This is a genomic window from Cupriavidus oxalaticus, from assembly GCF_004768545.1.
Taxonomy (GTDB): domain Bacteria; phylum Pseudomonadota; class Gammaproteobacteria; order Burkholderiales; family Burkholderiaceae; genus Cupriavidus; species Cupriavidus oxalaticus_A.
The window spans coordinates 3,533,727-3,549,314 of record NZ_CP038635.1 but is presented as its reverse complement, the minus strand read 5'-3'; the positions used below and the strand labels follow the sequence as shown (position 1 = coordinate 3,549,314).

Annotated in this window: 13 protein-coding genes and 2 riboswitches; of the genes, 4 read left to right on the top strand and 9 right to left on the bottom strand. The window is 67.8% G+C overall.

Going from position 1 to position 15,588, the window contains the following annotated elements; genetic code table 11:
* The first annotated feature begins 78 nt into the window (after positions 1-78).
* The 4 genes from E0W60_RS27315 (at position 79) to E0W60_RS27300 (ending at position 5,850) form a co-directional block, all read left to right on the top strand.
* The gene (locus E0W60_RS27315; RefSeq protein ID WP_133097842.1) at positions 79-1,230 is read left to right on the top strand and encodes a branched-chain amino acid ABC transporter substrate-binding protein; all 1,152 of its coding nucleotides are present in this window, start codon (positions 79-81) and stop codon (positions 1,228-1,230) included.
* Positions 1,231-1,393: 163 nt separating this feature from the next.
* Positions 1,394-3,352 carry a tetratricopeptide repeat protein gene (locus tag E0W60_RS27310; RefSeq protein ID WP_133097841.1) on the top strand — a complete coding sequence of 653 codons (1,959 nt, stop codon included), beginning with the start codon at positions 1,394-1,396 and terminating at the stop codon, positions 3,350-3,352.
* 159 nt (positions 3,353-3,511) lie between these two features.
* Positions 3,512-4,735: a cation:proton antiporter gene (locus tag E0W60_RS27305; protein ID WP_167884602.1), complete on the top strand. Its 1,224-nt coding sequence runs from the start codon at positions 3,512-3,514 to the stop codon at positions 4,733-4,735.
* Positions 4,735-5,850: a YbdK family carboxylate-amine ligase gene (locus tag E0W60_RS27300; protein WP_133097839.1), complete on the top strand. Its 1,116-nt coding sequence runs from the start codon at positions 4,735-4,737 to the stop codon at positions 5,848-5,850. Before E0W60_RS27305 ends, E0W60_RS27300 begins: the two co-directional genes overlap by 1 nt.
* A 34-nt stretch (positions 5,851-5,884) precedes the next feature.
* Here the strand turns inward: E0W60_RS27300 and E0W60_RS27295 are convergent, their stop codons facing one another.
* The 9 genes from E0W60_RS27295 to E0W60_RS27255 form a co-directional block, all read right to left on the bottom strand.
* On the bottom strand, positions 5,885-6,376 hold the full coding sequence (locus tag E0W60_RS27295) for a YMGG-like glycine zipper-containing protein (RefSeq protein WP_133097838.1): 492 nt from the start codon (positions 6,374-6,376) through the stop codon (positions 5,885-5,887).
* A gap of 163 nt (positions 6,377-6,539) precedes the next feature.
* On the bottom strand, positions 6,540-7,373 hold the full coding sequence (locus tag E0W60_RS27290; RefSeq protein ID WP_135706133.1) for an alpha/beta hydrolase: 834 nt from the start codon (positions 7,371-7,373) through the stop codon (positions 6,540-6,542).
* A 10-nt stretch (positions 7,374-7,383) separates the two neighbouring features.
* Complete coding sequence (locus tag E0W60_RS27285) at positions 7,384-7,857, bottom strand: OsmC family protein (RefSeq protein ID WP_135706132.1); 474 nt, start codon at positions 7,855-7,857, stop codon at positions 7,384-7,386.
* A 27-nt stretch (positions 7,858-7,884) separates the two neighbouring features.
* Positions 7,885-8,622 carry an MBL fold metallo-hydrolase gene (locus E0W60_RS27280; protein WP_135706131.1) on the bottom strand — a complete coding sequence of 246 codons (738 nt, stop codon included), beginning with the start codon at positions 8,620-8,622 and terminating at the stop codon, positions 7,885-7,887.
* Between the two features lie 118 nt (positions 8,623-8,740).
* Complete coding sequence (locus E0W60_RS27275) at positions 8,741-10,117, bottom strand: L-serine ammonia-lyase (protein ID WP_135706130.1); 1,377 nt, start codon at positions 10,115-10,117, stop codon at positions 8,741-8,743.
* A 151-nt stretch (positions 10,118-10,268) separates the two neighbouring features.
* A complete protein-coding gene (gcvP, locus tag E0W60_RS27270; RefSeq protein ID WP_135706129.1) occupies positions 10,269-13,199 on the bottom strand; it encodes an aminomethyl-transferring glycine dehydrogenase in 2,931 nt (976 codons plus the stop codon).
* A gap of 99 nt (positions 13,200-13,298) precedes the next feature.
* Positions 13,299-13,679, bottom strand: coding sequence for a glycine cleavage system protein GcvH (gcvH, locus tag E0W60_RS27265; protein ID WP_133097832.1), 381 nt, complete (start codon positions 13,677-13,679; stop codon positions 13,299-13,301).
* Positions 13,680-13,778: 99 nt separating this feature from the next.
* The gene (gene gcvT / locus E0W60_RS27260) at positions 13,779-14,906 is read right to left on the bottom strand and encodes a glycine cleavage system aminomethyltransferase GcvT (protein WP_135706128.1); all 1,128 of its coding nucleotides are present in this window, start codon (positions 14,904-14,906) and stop codon (positions 13,779-13,781) included.
* Between the two features lie 93 nt (positions 14,907-14,999).
* Positions 15,000-15,124, bottom strand: a riboswitch (glycine riboswitch).
* 21 nt (positions 15,125-15,145) lie between these two features.
* A riboswitch (glycine riboswitch) is annotated at positions 15,146-15,232 on the bottom strand.
* A gap of 69 nt (positions 15,233-15,301) precedes the next feature.
* Entirely contained in the window at positions 15,302-15,532 is a 231-nt protein-coding gene (locus E0W60_RS27255; RefSeq protein WP_135706127.1) for a glycine zipper 2TM domain-containing protein, read from the bottom strand.
* Positions 15,533-15,588: the final 56 nt, after the last annotated feature.

The following is a 15,588-nucleotide window of genomic DNA, read 5'->3' as shown; positions in this document are numbered from 1 at the left end:
GAAAAATACGCCGCCCAGGGCGCCATACCGGCACCACCGCGGCACAGAGTGGCACCAATTGGGACCCAAGGAGATCTGATGAGCTCGACATTCCACAAGACGGCACTGACCGTTGCCCTGACCCTGGCCGGCCTGACCGGCGCCTCCGCCGCCTTCGCGCAGGCGCAGGAAATCAAGCTGGGCTACGCCGGCCCGATGACCGGCGGCCAGGCCCAGTATGGCAAGGACATGCAGAACGGCATCGTCCTCGCGATCGAGGACATGAACGCCACCAAGCCCAAGATCGGCGGCAAGGAAGTCAAGTTCGTGCTGGTCTCCGAAGACGACCAGGCCGACCCCAAGACCGGCTCGGTGGTCGCGCAGAAGCTGGTCGATGGCGGCATCCAGGGCATGCTCGGCCATTTCAACTCGGGCACCACCATTCCGGCGTCGATGGTCTACAACCGCGCCGGCATTCCGCAGATCGCCATGGCGACCGCGCCGGAATACACCAAGCAGGGATTCAAGACCACCTTCCGCATGATGACCTCCGACACCCAGCAGGGTTCGGTGATCGGCGCCTACGTGGTGAAGAAGCTGGGCGCGAAGAACATCGCCATCGTCGATGACCGCACCGCCTACGGCCAGGGCCTGGCCGACGAGTTCGAGAAGGCCGCCAAGGCCGCCGGCGGCAAGATCGTGCGCCGCGAGTTCACCAACGACAAGGCGGTGGACTTCAAGGCCGTGCTGACCAACATCAAGCGCAGCAACCCGGACATCATCTTCTACGGCGGCGCCGAGACCCAGTCCGCGCCGATGGCCAAGCAGGTCAAGGAACTGGGCATCAAGGCCCCGCTGGTGTCGGGCGAGATGTCCAAGACCGACAACTTCCTGAAGCTGGCCGGTCCAGCCGCCGAAGGCACCGTGGTGTCGCTGGCCGGCCTGCCGCTGGACCAGATGCCGGGCGGCGCCGCCTACGAGAAGAAGTACGAGAAGCGCTTCGGCTCCAAGGTGCAGACCTACTCGCCGTACTCGTATGACGGCGCCACCGCGATGATGACCGCGATGGTCAAGGCTGGTTCGGCCGATCCGGCGCGCTACCTGCCGGTGCTGGCCGCGACCAGCATGCAGGGCGTGACCACCAAGACGCTGGCCTATGACGGCCGCGGCGACCTGAAGGACGGCGGCATCACCGTCTACAAGGTGGTGGGAGGCAAGTGGACCGTGCTGGAAACGGTCGGCGGCAAGTAAGCAATCAGTGCCCGCCAGGCAGGACGCCACCCTCGGGTGGCGTTTTGTTTATGTGCAATGGCTTAAAGAAAGCGGCCGCCGTGCCGATGGTTGTCCGGATGCGGATCGCCCTCATGGCGCATAATCCCGCACTCGCTTACCAAAAATGCAGAAGGAGCAGTACGTGTCCGTGCCGGAAGTCAGCTACGACCACGCCATCGAGCTTGCCAACCAGGGCCGCTTTGCCGACGCCCTGCAGATCGCCGACCAGCTTGCGCAGGCCCGGCCCGAGGTGGTCGATTTCGTCACGCTGCGCGCGCGGCTGCACTTCGACAACGGCGATGCCGCCGCGGCGCTTGCCGTGCTGGACGAGGCACTCGCGCGCCTGGACAGCCTGCCGCTGCAGCCGCCGCACCGCTGGGCCTCGCGCGGCGTGATCGCGCACCGCTACGGCGCCATGCTGATGAGCCTGGGCCGCGACGCCGAGGCGCGCCCGTGGCTGCATGAGGCCGCGCAGCGCAGCGGATTGCTGTCGGGCGAATGGCCGGCGCATTTCCACGCCGGCTTGGCCGCGCTGCGCATGAACGACATGGCTGCCGCGGCGCGCTACTGGCACGACCTGATGTTCCGCAATCCCGACCTGGGCGCGGAAGACATCGCGCCGCTGGTGCAGGACTACATTGCCCGCGCCGAGGGCGCCGGCGTGCCGGTGGAGCCGCTGATGCGCGTCTGCCTGGGGCGCGTGGCGCTGGACAACCCGCACCTGCTGCAGCTCGACGCCGATGCCGGCGACGCGCTCGCCGCCGACCAGGCCGCCCGCGTGCTGGCCGAACATCCCGACCACCCCGAGGCGCGCCGGCTGCGCGCGCCGCTGCGCTGGGGCGTGGGCGACACGCAGGGCGCGCTCGACGACCTGGCCGTCTACCTGCGCCAGGTGGCCGACCCGCAGGCCCAGGTACGCGAACTGGCCTGGCGCCATCAACTGGCCAAGGCCGGCGCGCAGGATGCCGAACGCGAGCCCTGGCAGCGCTTCGCCATCACCGACAAGTCCGACGACGGCGCCGCCTACTACCGCGCCGCCATGGCGCTGGGCGAGTTCATCGATGAAGTCCCCGCCGCCGAGGCGGCGCTGCGCCCCGCGCTGGTGGCCGCGTGCCGCCATGGCGTGAGGTGCTACGACCACTATTTCGCCACCGGCCAGGGCGATGCCGCCGGGCACGGCGGCAATGCCGATCCGCACGTGTATTCATTGTTGTGCCGGCTGCTGGCGCGCAGCCTGCCTGCCGATGCCGCGCACCTGGAAGAGCGCATCGCGCTGCATCGCCAGGGCATGGCCGCCAGCGAGTTCATCGACCACTGGATCGACCTGCTCGACTGCCATGCCGGCGCGGGCCAGCACGGCAAGGTGGTCGAGCTGGCCGGCGAAGTGCTCAATCGCTACCCGCTCGAGCGCAATCCGGCCGATGTCACCTGGGCCTTCAGCCGCCTGATCGCGGCCTGGAAGTCCATGGGCGGCGCCGAGCCGGCCGAGGCGGCGCGCGCCGCGATGGCGCACATGGACGCGCGCCTGGATGCGCTGCCGGTAGAGGCCCGCAGCGAGGCCGCGCACCCGATGGCGCATGCGCGCGCTCACTTCGCCGCGCTTCTGCAGGCACAGATGGCGCGCATGGACGAGCATGACCGTGCCGACGCGCTGGCCGAGATCGAGGGCCAGCAGCGCCGCGCGCTGCTGGTCGAGGATGCCTGGCTGTACAACCGCTTCGGCCTGCTGTGGCGCGAGCTGGGCGAACCGGAGCGCGCGCTGCCGATGTTCGAGCAGGCGGTCGCGCTGACCGAGGGCGATCCCGAGGACCAGGCCGGGCCGCGCCTCCAGCGCGGCCTGGTCCACAACGCCTCGCGGCGCCATGAAGCGGCCATGGCGGACTTCGCCGCCGCCTTTGCCGTGCGCGACGACTGGGATGCCGAGGTATGCCTGCGCGTGGTCGAGTCGGCACTCGGGCTGCAGCAGCGCGAGACGGCGCTGGCTTACTTTGAAAAGGCCCGGGCACGCGGCGCTGCGCAGGGCGCCACGCGCACTTTGTACACGCAGGTCGAGACGGCGCTGAAGTCCACCCGCCCGCGCTGGAAGGTCTGGGGCGTCTGATGCGTCGCACGGGTGTGCGGACGCGTTGAGTTCCGCACAAAATGTAAAAAATGCCATCCAGAAGATGGCGTTTTTTGCGCGAACTTGACCGAAGTTCGTAAGGCGTTTGGTGCGGTGTCGGACAATCACTGACATGGATTGTGATGTGCTTACATTACCATGTCGACCATGAACGGACTGAGCCAACTATTCCCAACTCTTCCCCTCGCCCCAGGGGGCTTGTTCTGGGTCGGGCTCGCGCTGGTAGGCGCGGGCCTGGCGGGGGAAGTCAGCCGCCGCTGGCTGCGCTGCCCGCGCATCGTGGGCTATGCCGTCGCCGGGCTGTTCGCCGGCATGCTCGGGCGCGGCATCGTCGACGAGAACATGATCAACCAGACCCGTATCCTGATCGATATGGCGCTGGCACTGGCCCTGTTCGAACTCGGGCACCGGCTGTCGCTGACCTGGCTGCGCGCCAACCGCTGGCTGCTGCTGACCAGCGCCTTCGAAAGCGTGCTGACCTGGGGCCTGGTCGCGGCGGTGCTGCAATGGATCGGCGCCTCGCCTGGCGTGGCGATCCTGGCCGGCGGCATTGCCGTCAGCACCTCGCCCACCATCGTGCTGCAGCTCAAGAACGAACTGCGTGCCGAGGGCCAGGTCACCGAGCGGCTGATGGCAATGGCGGCACTGAACAGCATCTACGCTGCCGTGATCGTGCAGGTGGCCACCGGCTGGCTGCATTCCGAATACGGCAACCTGGGCGCCGCCCTGCTGCACCCGCTCTACCTGCTGGTGGGCTCGTGCCTGCTGGCATGGGTGGTGGGCAAGGTCGGCCACGTGATCTATGAGCGCATGTCGGCCGATGACCACTACAGCTTCCTGGTGCTGGTGGGCCTGGTGCTGTTCACGCTGGCGCTGACCCGGGTACTAAAATTGTCGATGCCGCTGACGCTGCTGCTGGCCGGCGTGGTGTTCAAGCACCAGGACAGCCAGCCGCACGTCTGGCCGCCGCACTTCGGCAGTGCCGGCAGCCTGCTGATCATCGTGATGGTGGTGTCGCTGGGCCTGCCGCTGACCGCGCATGACTGGGCCGTGGGCGGCGTCTATGCCATCGTGCTGGTGCTGCTGCGTCACCTCGCCAAGTTTGCCGGCGTGATGTCGCTGGGATCGTTCTCGGGCCTGAGCATGCGCCAGTGCATGGCACTGGGGCTGGCGCTGGCGCCGATGTCGGGGCTGGCCTACCTGCTGATGAGCGACGTCGCGCGCATCTACCCCGGCACCGGACAGCCGCTGGCCGCTATCATCCTGTGCGCGCTGGCGATCGAACAACTGATCGGCCCGGTGTTGGCAGCGTGGGCGCTGCGCTTCGCCGGCGAATCCCGGGCCAATGGAGGAGGGCGCTGATGTCGCTCGAATCGTTCAAGCAATCCGAGGCACTGACCTTCGGCGTGGAGCTGGAGCTGCAGCTGGTCAACCGCCACGACTATGACCTGGCGCCGTTCGCGCCCGACCTGCTGCGCGCACTCAAGGGCGCCGAGCATGCCGGCGACATTAAGCCGGAAATCAGCCCGTCGATGATCGAGATCAGCACGGGCATCTGCCACAGCTACCAGCAGGCGCTGGACGAGCTGACCACCATGCGCAACCTGATGGTGGCCGCCTCGCGCTCGCTCAACCTGGGCATTTCCGGCGGCGGCACGCATCCGTTCATGCAATGGGCCGACCGCACCATCTCGGACTCGCCGCGCTACCAGTACATCTCCGAGCTGTATGGCTACCTGGCCAAGCAGTTCACCGTATTCGGCCAGCACGTGCATATCGGCTGCCCGAGCGCGGACGAGTCGCTGTTCCTGCTGCACGCCATCGGCCGCTACGTGCCGCACTTCGTTGCGCTGGCGGCGTCGTCGCCGTATGTGCAGGGTGTCGATACCGGCTTTGCCTCGGCGCGCCTGAATTCGGTCGCGGCGTTCCCGATGAGCGGGCGCGCGCCCTTCCTGCTGACGTGGGACGCCTTCACCGCGTATTTCGAGAAGATGCGCAATACCGGCGTGATCGAGAGCATGAAGGACTTCTACTGGGATATCCGGCCCAAGCCGGAATTCGGCACCATTGAGGTCCGCGTGATGGACACGCCGCTGACGGTGCAGCGCGCCTGCGATATCGCCGCGTATATCCAGATGCTGGCGCGCTACCTGTTGTTGTCGCGCCCGTTCATGCCGCAGGAAGACGACTACCTGGTGTACACCTTCAACCGCTTCCAGGCGTGCCGCTTCGGGCTGGATGGCGAATATGTGCATCCCAACGAGCTGACCCGGATGCCGATCGCCGACCACATCCTCTCGATCTGCGATGCACTGGTGCCGCATGCAGAGGCATTGGGTTCGCTGGACGCGCTGGCCAATATCCGCGCGCTGGCCGAGCGCCGCGACGGCGATGCGGAATGGCTGCGCCAGACCGATGCCGACGCGCGCAGCCAGCGCGAGACCGTGCGCAAGGCCTGCGAGCGCTGGGCGGCGTAACACACCGCCCGCCGCCTAACCGCTGAACCGGCACTTACTTCACGCTGTAGCCGCGCCCTTGCATGCACGCGGACCAGGCCTGGTAGTACGAACCCATCGCCTGGCTGGTGTTGGCCTGCGCCTGCTGGTTGGCGGCGTTGGCCTGGCGCCGCGATTGCCGGTGCGCCACGCCGCCTGCCACCGTACCCGTTGCAGCGCCGACCGCCGCGCCTTTGCCGGCATCGCCCGCCATCGCCCCCACCACTGCGCCGGCAGCGGCGCCCCCCGCGGCACCGCGCACGCGCTGGCCGCTTTGCGGCTGCGCCGGGGGCGGTGCCGCGGCGGCCTGGGCGGGATCGACACCGCTCTGCTGCTTGGCCCAGCTGTAGCAGGCGCCGTCGTCGCTGGCTTGCTGCTGCTGGCTCTGCCCCTTGGCCGGATAGGCCACCGGCTTGCCTTGCGCGAGTGCCTGGACCGGGGCCAGTACCAGGGCGGCAGCCAGTACGCCCAGGCCGCGGTACAGCGTGCAGTTTTGCCTTCGCTTCATGATCGATCCCCCGCGATTGCCGGCCGCGCCGCCGTGTGCGGTGGCGGCCGTGTTTGAAGGCCAGTATTGCAGGCGGCGTGGCTAAGTCAATGCATCGTTTCAACGCGCCGGACCGGCTGGCGCCGATGCGTGCACCGCAGGTGCCCGGCAGCGCACGCGCGCATCAGCGGGACGCGGGCGGCGACAGCAGGAACGCGAGCGCGTTGCGCCACCATGCCTCGTCGACGTAGCCGGTCCAGTCGTTGTGCCCGGCGTGATCGATCACGGCCAGGCGGCGGGGTTCGTCCAGCGCTTCATAGAGCGCCTTGCCGAGCCGGGGCGGCACGATGCTGTCGCGCTCGGCCACGACCACCATGACCGGGCGGCCAAAGGCGGCCAGGTGGCTCACGCTGTCGTAACGGTCGCGCAGCAGCCATCCGGTCGGCAGCCATGAGTAGTGGTGTGCGGCGACGTGGGCGAGCTTGTCCCATGGCGTGATCAGCAGCACGGCATCGACGTGCTCGCGCTGGCGCGCCGCGGCGGCCGCCGCAACCCCGGCGCCGAGCGATTCGCCGACCAACAGCAGCAGGCCGTCGAACTGGCGCCGGGCCAGCGCAATCGCCTGCCCGGCATCGTCGACGAAGCTGCGCTCGCCAAGCGCGCCGTCGCGCGGGCCATAGCCGGGGTATTCGGCCAGGATCACGCGAATGCCCAGCCGCGTCAGCACGCTGGCGTAGTAGCCGCGATGGCCGGCGTGCCCGGCATTGCCGTGGAAGACGATGGCGGTGGCGCGGACGGGACCGTGCGGCTCGGCCAGCAGGCCGCGGAAATCATCCGGACCCGGCCATGCGCGCAGTCCCTGAGCAACCATATCGTCGACCGAGGCCCTGTCGGGAAAGTAAAGAAAACGATCCTGCAGCATCAGGATGCCTCCCAGCAGGACCGCGCCCGCCAGCAGCCAGCGCAGCAGGCGCCGCGCCGGCGCGGATCGTGCCGCGGGCAGCGCGGTGGCCGGCATGGCGCGTGCGCTAGGCGCCGGCGAGCACCGGTTCGCACCGCACCTCGGTCCGGACCGAATTGGCGATAAAGCAGGCATCGTGCGCGGCATGGTGCAGGCGCTCCAGCTCGTCGCGGGTGGGTTCGCGCTCGCCGGAGAAAGTGACCTGGGGGCGCAGGGTCACCACTGTCATCGCCATCTGGCCTTCGCGGTTCTTTTCCATCACGCCGGTGGCGGCATCGACATAGCGGTCGACGACAAAGCGCTGCTTCGCCGCCAGCGACAGGAACCACAGCATATGGCAGCTCGACAGCGAGGCGATGAACATCTCTTCCGGGTCGACCGCGCTGGCGTCCGACATCGGCAACGGCACCACATGGGGCGACGACGAGCCCGGGACTTCGGCGCCGCCGTCGAAGCGCAGCACGTGCCTGCGGCTGTAGCGGTTGCCGGTGAAATCCTGCCCGTCGCGTTGCCACAGGACTTCGGCGGTATATACGGACATGCGGTTGACTCCCAAGGTTGGAATGCTTCAGGCGCCGTGCGGCACGCTCTCGCCGTCGCGCAGGCCCAGGTGCTGGTTCGCCGGCACCGCGATATCGATCAGCCTGGGCCGCGGCAGGTTCAGGTTGCGCATCATCTCGATGAACTCCTCGCGCGTGCGGCCGGATACGCGACTGTTGTGCGCGCGCTCATGGCCGATGGTCGAGCAGGTCTGGCCCTTGTAGTCGTGCGCGGGATAGACCCGGGTGTCGTCGGGCAGCGCGAACAGCTTGCGGGTCAGGCTGTCGTACAGCGTGCCGGCATCGCCCGACTGGAAATCGGTGCGGCCGCAGCCGTCGATCAGCAGCGCATCGCCCGTGAAGACGCGGCGCACGATGCCTTCGGAGGTGGACTCTTCCCACAGGTAGCTCATGCTGCCGGCGGTATGGCCGGGCGTATGGATCGCGCGCAGCACCTGCTTGCCGAATGCGACAGTGTCGCCGTCGATCAGTTGCTTCTGTGCCGGCTTGATATCGCAGCCCGACGGCGCCGCGGTGTGCGCGCCGGTCTGCATGGCCAGGTGGCCGGCCGAGGTGATGTGGTCGGCGTGGGCGTGGGTCTCGATGACCCAGGTCAGGTGTGCGCCGGTATCCTCTACCAGCGCCAGGTCGCGTTCGAGCTGGTGGTCGACCGGGTCGATCAGCAGCGCCTCCTTCGTTTCCGCATCGATCAGCAGGTACGTGAAGGTTGACGAGGCATCGTCAAAGAGCTGGTGGAAGGTCTGCATGGCGGGCCCTCTTGTTCTGCAGTCGGGGAACGCCGCAATGATACGCCGCAAACCATGCACGATGTACGACGGTTTTCTTCCCTCTCCCGCGCGCGTGAGAGGGGAGAAAACCCCGCGTTTAGCACTCGACGATATTCACCGCCAGCCCGCCGCGCGCGGTTTCCTTGTACTTCGTCTTCATGTCGGCGCCCGTCTCGCGCATGGTCTTGATCACCGAATCGAGCGATACATAGTGCGTGCCGTCGCCGCGCAGCGCCATGCGCGCCGCGTTGACCGCCTTGACCGACGCCATCGCATTGCGCTCGATGCACGGAATCTGCACCAGCCCGCCGACCGGGTCGCAGGTCAGGCCGAGGTTGTGCTCCATGCCGATCTCGGCCGCGTTCTCCACCTGCGCCGGGCTGCCGCCGAGTACCGCGGCAAGCGCGCCGGCGGCCATCGAGCAGGCCACGCCGACCTCGCCCTGGCAGCCGACCTCGGCCCCGGAGATCGACGCGTTGAGCTTGTACAGCAGCCCGATCGCGCCCGCTGTCAGCAGGAAGTCGACTACACCCTGCCGGTTCGCGCCCGGCACGAAGCGGTCGTAGTAATGCAGCACGGCGGGGATGATGCCGGCCGCACCGTTGGTCGGCGCGGTCACCACGCGGCCGCCCGCCGCGTTCTCTTCATTGACGGCGATGGCGTACAGGTTGACCCAGTCCATCACCGAGAGCGGATCCGACAGCGTGCGCTCGGCACGCTCGGTCAGGCTGCGGAACAACTCGGGCGCGCGCCGCTTGACCTTGAACGGCCCCGGCAGTTCGCCATCGGTGCGGCAGCCGCGCGCGACGCAGGCCTGCATTACGTCCCAGATATGCAGCAGGCCGTCGATGACCTCTTGCTCGCTGCGCCACGTCAGTTCGTTCTCCAGCATCAGCCGCGCAATGCTCTTGCCGCTGTCCTGCGCCATCTGCAGCATGTCCTTGCCGCTGCGAAACGGGTGCGGCAGCTGCTGCGCGGCGTTGAGCACCTGGGTGTTGGGCGCACCGGCCGTGACCACGAAGCCGCCGCCCACCGACAGGTAGCGCGCTTCGCGCAGGCTCGCGCCGCTGCTGTCGAAGGCATGGAACTTCATGCCATTGGGATGCTCGGCCAGGGCCTCGCGGCGGTAGAACGCGATGTGATCCTTCTCGACGAAGGGCACGATATGGCGTCCCAGCAGCGACAGCTCGCGCGACTTGCGCAACGCGGCGAGGCGCCTGTCGATGGAATCGGGATCGATGGTGTCGGGAGACTCGCCCATCAGGCCGAGGATCACGCCCTTGTCGGTGCCGTGCCCCTTGCCGGTGGCGCCGAGCGAGCCGTACAGCTCGACCCGCACGCTGGCCACCTGCGGCAGCAGGCCGTCGCGCTCCAGCCCCTGCGCGAACATCAGGGCCGCGCGCATCGGGCCCACGGTATGCGAGCTCGACGGGCCGATGCCCACCTTGAACAGATCGAAGACGCTGACTGCCACGGAATGTCTCCAGCAATGGGGTGGCCTTGCAGAGGCTCTTTTTAGGCGGTCGAAGTACGGCAACGGACACCGCCGCCGGCGGGCCCGCCATCTTGAGAATAGTGCGGCGGCCGAGCCACCGCAGATGCGATGGCACGGCCCCGGGGGTGCGTCAGTCGACCACGTAGTCGCTGACCGGCACGCAGCTGCAGAACAGGTTGCGGTCGCCATATACGTTGTCGGCACGGCCGACCGGCGGCCAGTACTTCTGCGTGCGCAGCGACGCCACCGGATAGGCGGCTTCCTCGCGCGTGTACTTGTGGGTCCACTCGTTCGCGGTCACCACCGCGGCGGTGTGCGGCGCGTGCTTGAGCGGGTTGTCCTCGCGATCGAAAGTACCGTCGGCGACGCGGCCGATTTCCTGGCGGATCGCGATCATCGCGTCGATGAAGCGGTCCAGCTCATGCAGTGCTTCGGACTCGGTCGGCTCGATCATCAGCGTGCCCGGCACCGGGAAGCTCATGGTCGGCGCGTGGAAGCCGTAGTCCATCAGGCGCTTGGCCACGTCTTCGTTGCTGATGCCGGTCTCCTTCTGCAGCGGGCGCACGTCCAGGATGCACTCGTGCGCGACCAGGTCGTGCTGGCCGGTGTACAGCACCGGGTAGTACGGCGCCAGGCGCTTGGCCACGTAGTTGGCCGCCAGGATGGCGTTCTCGGTGGCGGCGGTCAGGCCGGCCGAGCCCATCATCGCGATATACATCCACGAGATCGGCAGGATGCTGGCCGAGCCGAACGGTGCCGCCGACACGCCACCGATGCCGCGGTCGTCGCGGCGGTAGCCGACGCTGTCCTGGTTGGGCAGGAAATCCGCCAGGTGCGCGCCGACCGCAACGGGGCCAACGCCCGGGCCGCCGCCGCCGTGCGGGATGCAGAAGGTCTTGTGCAGGTTCAGGTGCGACACGTCGCCGCCAAACTGGCCCGGCGCGGCGGTGCCGACCATCGCGTTCATGTTGGCGCCGTCGACATAGACCTGGCCGCCGTGCTTGTGCACGATCTCGCAGATCTGCTGCACGCCCTGCTCAAACACGCCGTGCGTGGACGGGTAGGTGATCATGATCGCAGCCAGGTTCTTGCTGTGCTGCTCGGCCTTCTTCGCCAGGTCTTCCAGGTCGACGTTGCCATTCTCGTCGCAGGCCACCACCACCACCTTCATGCCGGCCATCTGCGCCGACGCCGGGTTGGTGCCGTGCGCCGACGACGGGATCAGGCAGATGTCGCGATGGCTTTCGCCGCGGCTGGCGTGATACGCATGGATGATCAGCAGGCCCGCGTACTCGCCTTGCGAGCCGGCGTTGGGCTGCAGGCTGACCGCGGCGTAGCCGGTGGCGGCGCACAGCATGGCCTCGAGCTGGTCGATCATCTCGCGGTAGCCCACGGTCTGGTCCAGCGGCGCGAACGGGTGGATCTGGCTGAACTCGGGCCAGGTCACCGGGATCATCTCGCTGGTGGCGTTCAGCTTCATCGTGCACGAGCCCAGCGGGATCATGGTGCGGTCCAGCGCCAGGTCCTTGTCGGCCAGCATGCGCAGGTAGCGCAGCATCTCGTGCTCGGCGTGGTGCGTATTGAACACCGGATGGGTCAGGTACTCGCTGGCGCGCGCCAGTTCGGCCGGGAAGGCGTCATTGATGGCGGCTTCGAGCTTGTCGAAATCGAGGCCCGCCGGCAGCGGCTTGCCTTGCGTGAAGATTTCCCACAGCGCAACCACGTCGTCGCGGGTGGCGGTCTCGTCCAGCGAGATGCCGACGCGCGTGGCGCCGGCATGGCGCAGGTTGATGCCGCGCGCGGTGGCGGCGGCATGGATGGCTTCGGTGTTGAAGCCGGTCTCCAGCGTCAGCGTGTCGAAGAAGGTGGCGTTGGTGCGGACGAAGCCAAGCTGCTCCAGGCCGGCGGCCAGCGTCGCGGCCAGGCGATGCACGCGCTGCGCGATGCGCTTCAGGCCCTGCGGGCCGTGGTATACGGCGTACATCGACGCCATCACCGCCAGCAGCACCTGCGCGGTACAGATGTTGGAGGTCGCCTTCTCGCGGCGGATATGCTGTTCGCGCGTCTGCAGCGCCAGGCGATACGCCTTGTTGCCCTGCGCGTCGACGGTCACGCCGACCAGACGGCCCGGCATCGAGCGCTTGAACGCATCCTTCACCGCCATGTAGCCGGCGTGCGGGCCGCCAAAGCCCAGCGGCACGCCGAAGCGCTGCGAGTTGCCCACGGCCACGTCGGCACCCCATTCGCCCGGCGCGGCGATCAGCGTCAGCGCCAGCAGGTCGGCGGCAGCGACCACCAGGCCCCCGGCGGCGTGCACCGCGTCGGCGATGGCGCGGTAGTCATTGATGTCGCCGTTCACGCCCGGGTACTGCAGCAGCACGCCGAAGGCGCCCGCAGCAGCGGCGTCGGCGGCGGGGCCGACCTTCACTTCGATATCCAGCGGCAGCGCGCGCGTTCGCACCACTTCCAGCGTCTGCGGCAGCACGTCGTCGGCGACGAAGAAGATACTGGAGTCGTGCTTGTTCACGCGCTGCAGCAGCGTCATCGCTTCGGCGGCAGCGGTGCCTTCATCGAGCATCGACGCGTTGGCGATATCCAGCCCGGTCAGGTCGGTGACCATCTGCTGGAAGTTCAGCATCGCTTCCAGGCGGCCTTGCGAGATTTCCGGCTGGTAGGGCGTGTAGGCGGTGTACCAGGCCGGGTTCTCGAAGATATTGCGCAGCACGACCGCGGGCGTGACGGTGTTGTAGTAGCCCTGGCCGATAAAGCTCTTCAGTACGCGGTTCTTGCGCGCCAGGCCGCGCAGCTTGGCCAGTGCGGCTTCCTCGCTCAGCGGCTCGGTGAACTCGCCCATCGGCATGCCGTCGCGGCGGCGGATGGCGGCGGGGATCACGGCATCGATCAGCGCGGCGCGGCTGTCGTAGCCGAGCACCTTCAGCATGTGCTGCTGTTCGGGGGTATCGGGGCCGATGTGGCGGGCGGCGAAGGCGTCGCGCGCCTCCAGTTCGGCCAGCGTGGGCCGGTTACCTTGGGCGGCGGTCATGGGAAGCGGGGCGTTCATTGGCAAGAACCTCGTGGGGAGCGCTGCGGCAGGTGGTCAGCCGTGCCGCGGCGCTGCAAATGCTGTGTGCCGATCCCGGGTGCGGGACCGGCGGGGCGATCAGGCGCCGACGCTGGCCTTGTACGCGTCGGCCGACATCAGGCCGTTGACGTCGTCGCTGTTGGCCGGCTTGAGCTTGAACAGCCAGGCGTCGAAGGCATTGGCATTGACGCTTTCCGGCTCGGCCGTGGCGGCTTCGTTGACGGCGATCACTTCGCCGGCCACCGGGGCGTAGATATCGGAAGCGGCCTTCACAGATTCCACCACTGCCAGCGCGTCGCCGGCACCGACCGACTTGCCCACTTCGGGCAGTTCCAGGAAGACGATGTCGCCCAGCGCATCCTGTGCGTGGTCGGTGATGCCAATGGTGAGCGTGCCGTCGGCTTCGACGCGCACCCACTCATGCGACTCGGTGTATTTGAGGTCGGCGGGGAAATTCATGAAGGTTCTCCGGATTCAGATCTGTTTCTTGTTGGGTGATGCCTGCCCGGCAACGCTGCCGGCAGGCGAGGGCGACCGTTGGGTGAGCGGATGTTTCCCTTAGCTCACGAGTGCCTTGCCATTACGCACAAACGGCAGTTTAACCACAGTCGCGTTGAGTTTGCGGTCGCGGATCTCCACCTGCACGGTGTCGCCGACGTTCACGCCCTGCGGCAGGCGCGCGAACGCGATCGATTGCGACAGCGAGGGGCTGAAGGTGCCGCTGGTGATTTCGCCGTCACCGGCGGCGGTGATGACCTTCTGGTGGGCGCGCAGCACGCCACCTTTGTCGCGCAGGATCAGGCCGAGGAATTGCTGGCGCGAGCCGGCCGCGGCCAGTGCCGCCTTGCCGGTGAAGTCGCGCTCGCTCTGCAGGTCGACGGTCCAGGCCAGGCCCGCGTCCAGCGGCGAGGTGCTGATATCCATGTCCTGGCCATACAGGTTCATGCCGGCTTCCAGGCGCAGCGTGTCGCGCGCGCCCAGGCCGGCCGGGCGCACGCCCGCGGCATTCAGTTTTTCCCACAGGCCGGCGACGCTGGCCGCCGGCACCACCAGCTCGAAGCCGTCTTCGCCGGTGTAGCCGGTGCGCGCGACCATGACTTCGCCAAGTGCGGGGTCCTGCACCACGACAGCGTTGAACGGCTTGAGCGCATCGGAAGACTGGGTCGACGGGAAGGTGCTCCACACCTTGGCGCGGGCGTTAGGGCCCTGCACCGCGACGATCGCCAGCGGCTGCGCGCCCGCGGGCGCAACATCTTCACGGCGCGGGGTGATGGTCACGCCGCTGCCGGTGGCGTCGTTGCGCGCACGGATCCAGTCGATATCGCCGACCGCGGTGCTGGCGTTGACCACCAGGCGGAAACGGTCCTCGGCAAAGAAATAGACGATCAGGTCGTCGATCACGCCGCCTTTTTCGTCGAGCATGCACGAGTACAGCGCCTTGCCCGGCGTCTGCAGCTTGTCGACGTTGTTGGCCAGCAGGCCGCGCAGGAAGGCGCGGGTATTGGGGCCGCTGAGGTCGACCACGCACATGTGCGAGACGTCGAACATGCCGGCGTCGGTGCGCACGGCGTTGTGTTCTTCGATCTGGGAGCCGTAGTTGACCGGCATGTCCCAGCCGCCGAAGTCGACCATGCGGGCGCCGAGGGCGCGGTGGATGGCGTTGAGGGGCGTGGCCTGGAGCGTCATGGAATCCTCGGGGCAATGTCGGGTTGCGAAAACAAAAAAGGGCCATCCGCCGCAACGATCGCTATGCCAATGGCCAAGCAATCCGCTGCGGCGGATGACCCCTCTGTCCTCGATACCTGAGAGATTACGAGGCGGATTCGTTGAATCCCGTCCTCGCGCGCCCCTTCGGTGGGCACGCTCGCCATGAATGGCGGGTGCCGCTCTCCAGAGTGCGGCATGCATCGTGTGCATGTTGCATGCCGATCCGAGCGGTCCGTGGTGCCTGAGAGTTTTCGGGTGATACCCCTTCGGCGGCGCAGATATGCGCGCTCTCCCGGTCGGATGCGCGCAATGTACGGGAGGGCCCTGCCTTTGTCAACGCGGCGGGCGCCCCCCGCCAGCAGCCATTCGCCCTATCAACGGCGATGGTCGTCGGTCATTACGTTACCGACCACGCCGCCCAGGGCGGCACCGCCCAGCGTGCCTGCGGCACTACCGTGCGTCAACGCAGCACCGCCGGCCGCGCCCACGCCGGCACCAATTACCGTGTTGCGCTGCTTCGGTGTCATGTCGGCACAGCCGGTGGCCAGGGCCGCAACGGCTATGCCGGCCATCGTCGCTTTGGAAAAGGCTCGTATCATTTTCATGATGGGCTCCGAAAGTAACTTTGAGTACGTTCGGGACGCAGGTCTGCCATCCCGCC

Excerpts from the sequence above, each read along its gene's own strand:
- E0W60_RS27300 (WP_133097839.1), top strand. The coding sequence starts at position 4,735 with ATGTCGCTCGAATCGTTCAAGCAATCCGAGGCACTGACCTTCGGCGTG.
- E0W60_RS27315 (WP_133097842.1), top strand. The coding sequence starts at position 79 with ATGAGCTCGACATTCCACAAGACGGCACTGACCGTTGCCCTGACCCTG.
- gcvH (WP_133097832.1), bottom strand. The coding sequence starts at position 13,679 with ATGAATTTCCCCGCCGACCTCAAATACACCGAGTCGCATGAGTGGGTG.
- gcvT (WP_135706128.1), bottom strand. The coding sequence starts at position 14,906 with ATGACGCTCCAGGCCACGCCCCTCAACGCCATCCACCGCGCCCTCGGC.
- E0W60_RS27290 (WP_135706133.1), bottom strand. The coding sequence starts at position 7,373 with ATGCCGGCCACCGCGCTGCCCGCGGCACGATCCGCGCCGGCGCGGCGC.
- E0W60_RS27295 (WP_133097838.1), bottom strand. The coding sequence starts at position 6,376 with ATGAAGCGAAGGCAAAACTGCACGCTGTACCGCGGCCTGGGCGTACTG.
- E0W60_RS27285 (WP_135706132.1), bottom strand. The coding sequence starts at position 7,857 with ATGTCCGTATATACCGCCGAAGTCCTGTGGCAACGCGACGGGCAGGAT.
- E0W60_RS27305 (WP_167884602.1), top strand. The coding sequence starts at position 3,512 with ATGTCGACCATGAACGGACTGAGCCAACTATTCCCAACTCTTCCCCTC.
- E0W60_RS27280 (WP_135706131.1), bottom strand. The coding sequence starts at position 8,622 with ATGCAGACCTTCCACCAGCTCTTTGACGATGCCTCGTCAACCTTCACG.
- gcvP (WP_135706129.1), bottom strand. The coding sequence starts at position 13,199 with ATGAACGCCCCGCTTCCCATGACCGCCGCCCAAGGTAACCGGCCCACG.
- E0W60_RS27255 (WP_135706127.1), bottom strand. The coding sequence starts at position 15,532 with ATGAAAATGATACGAGCCTTTTCCAAAGCGACGATGGCCGGCATAGCC.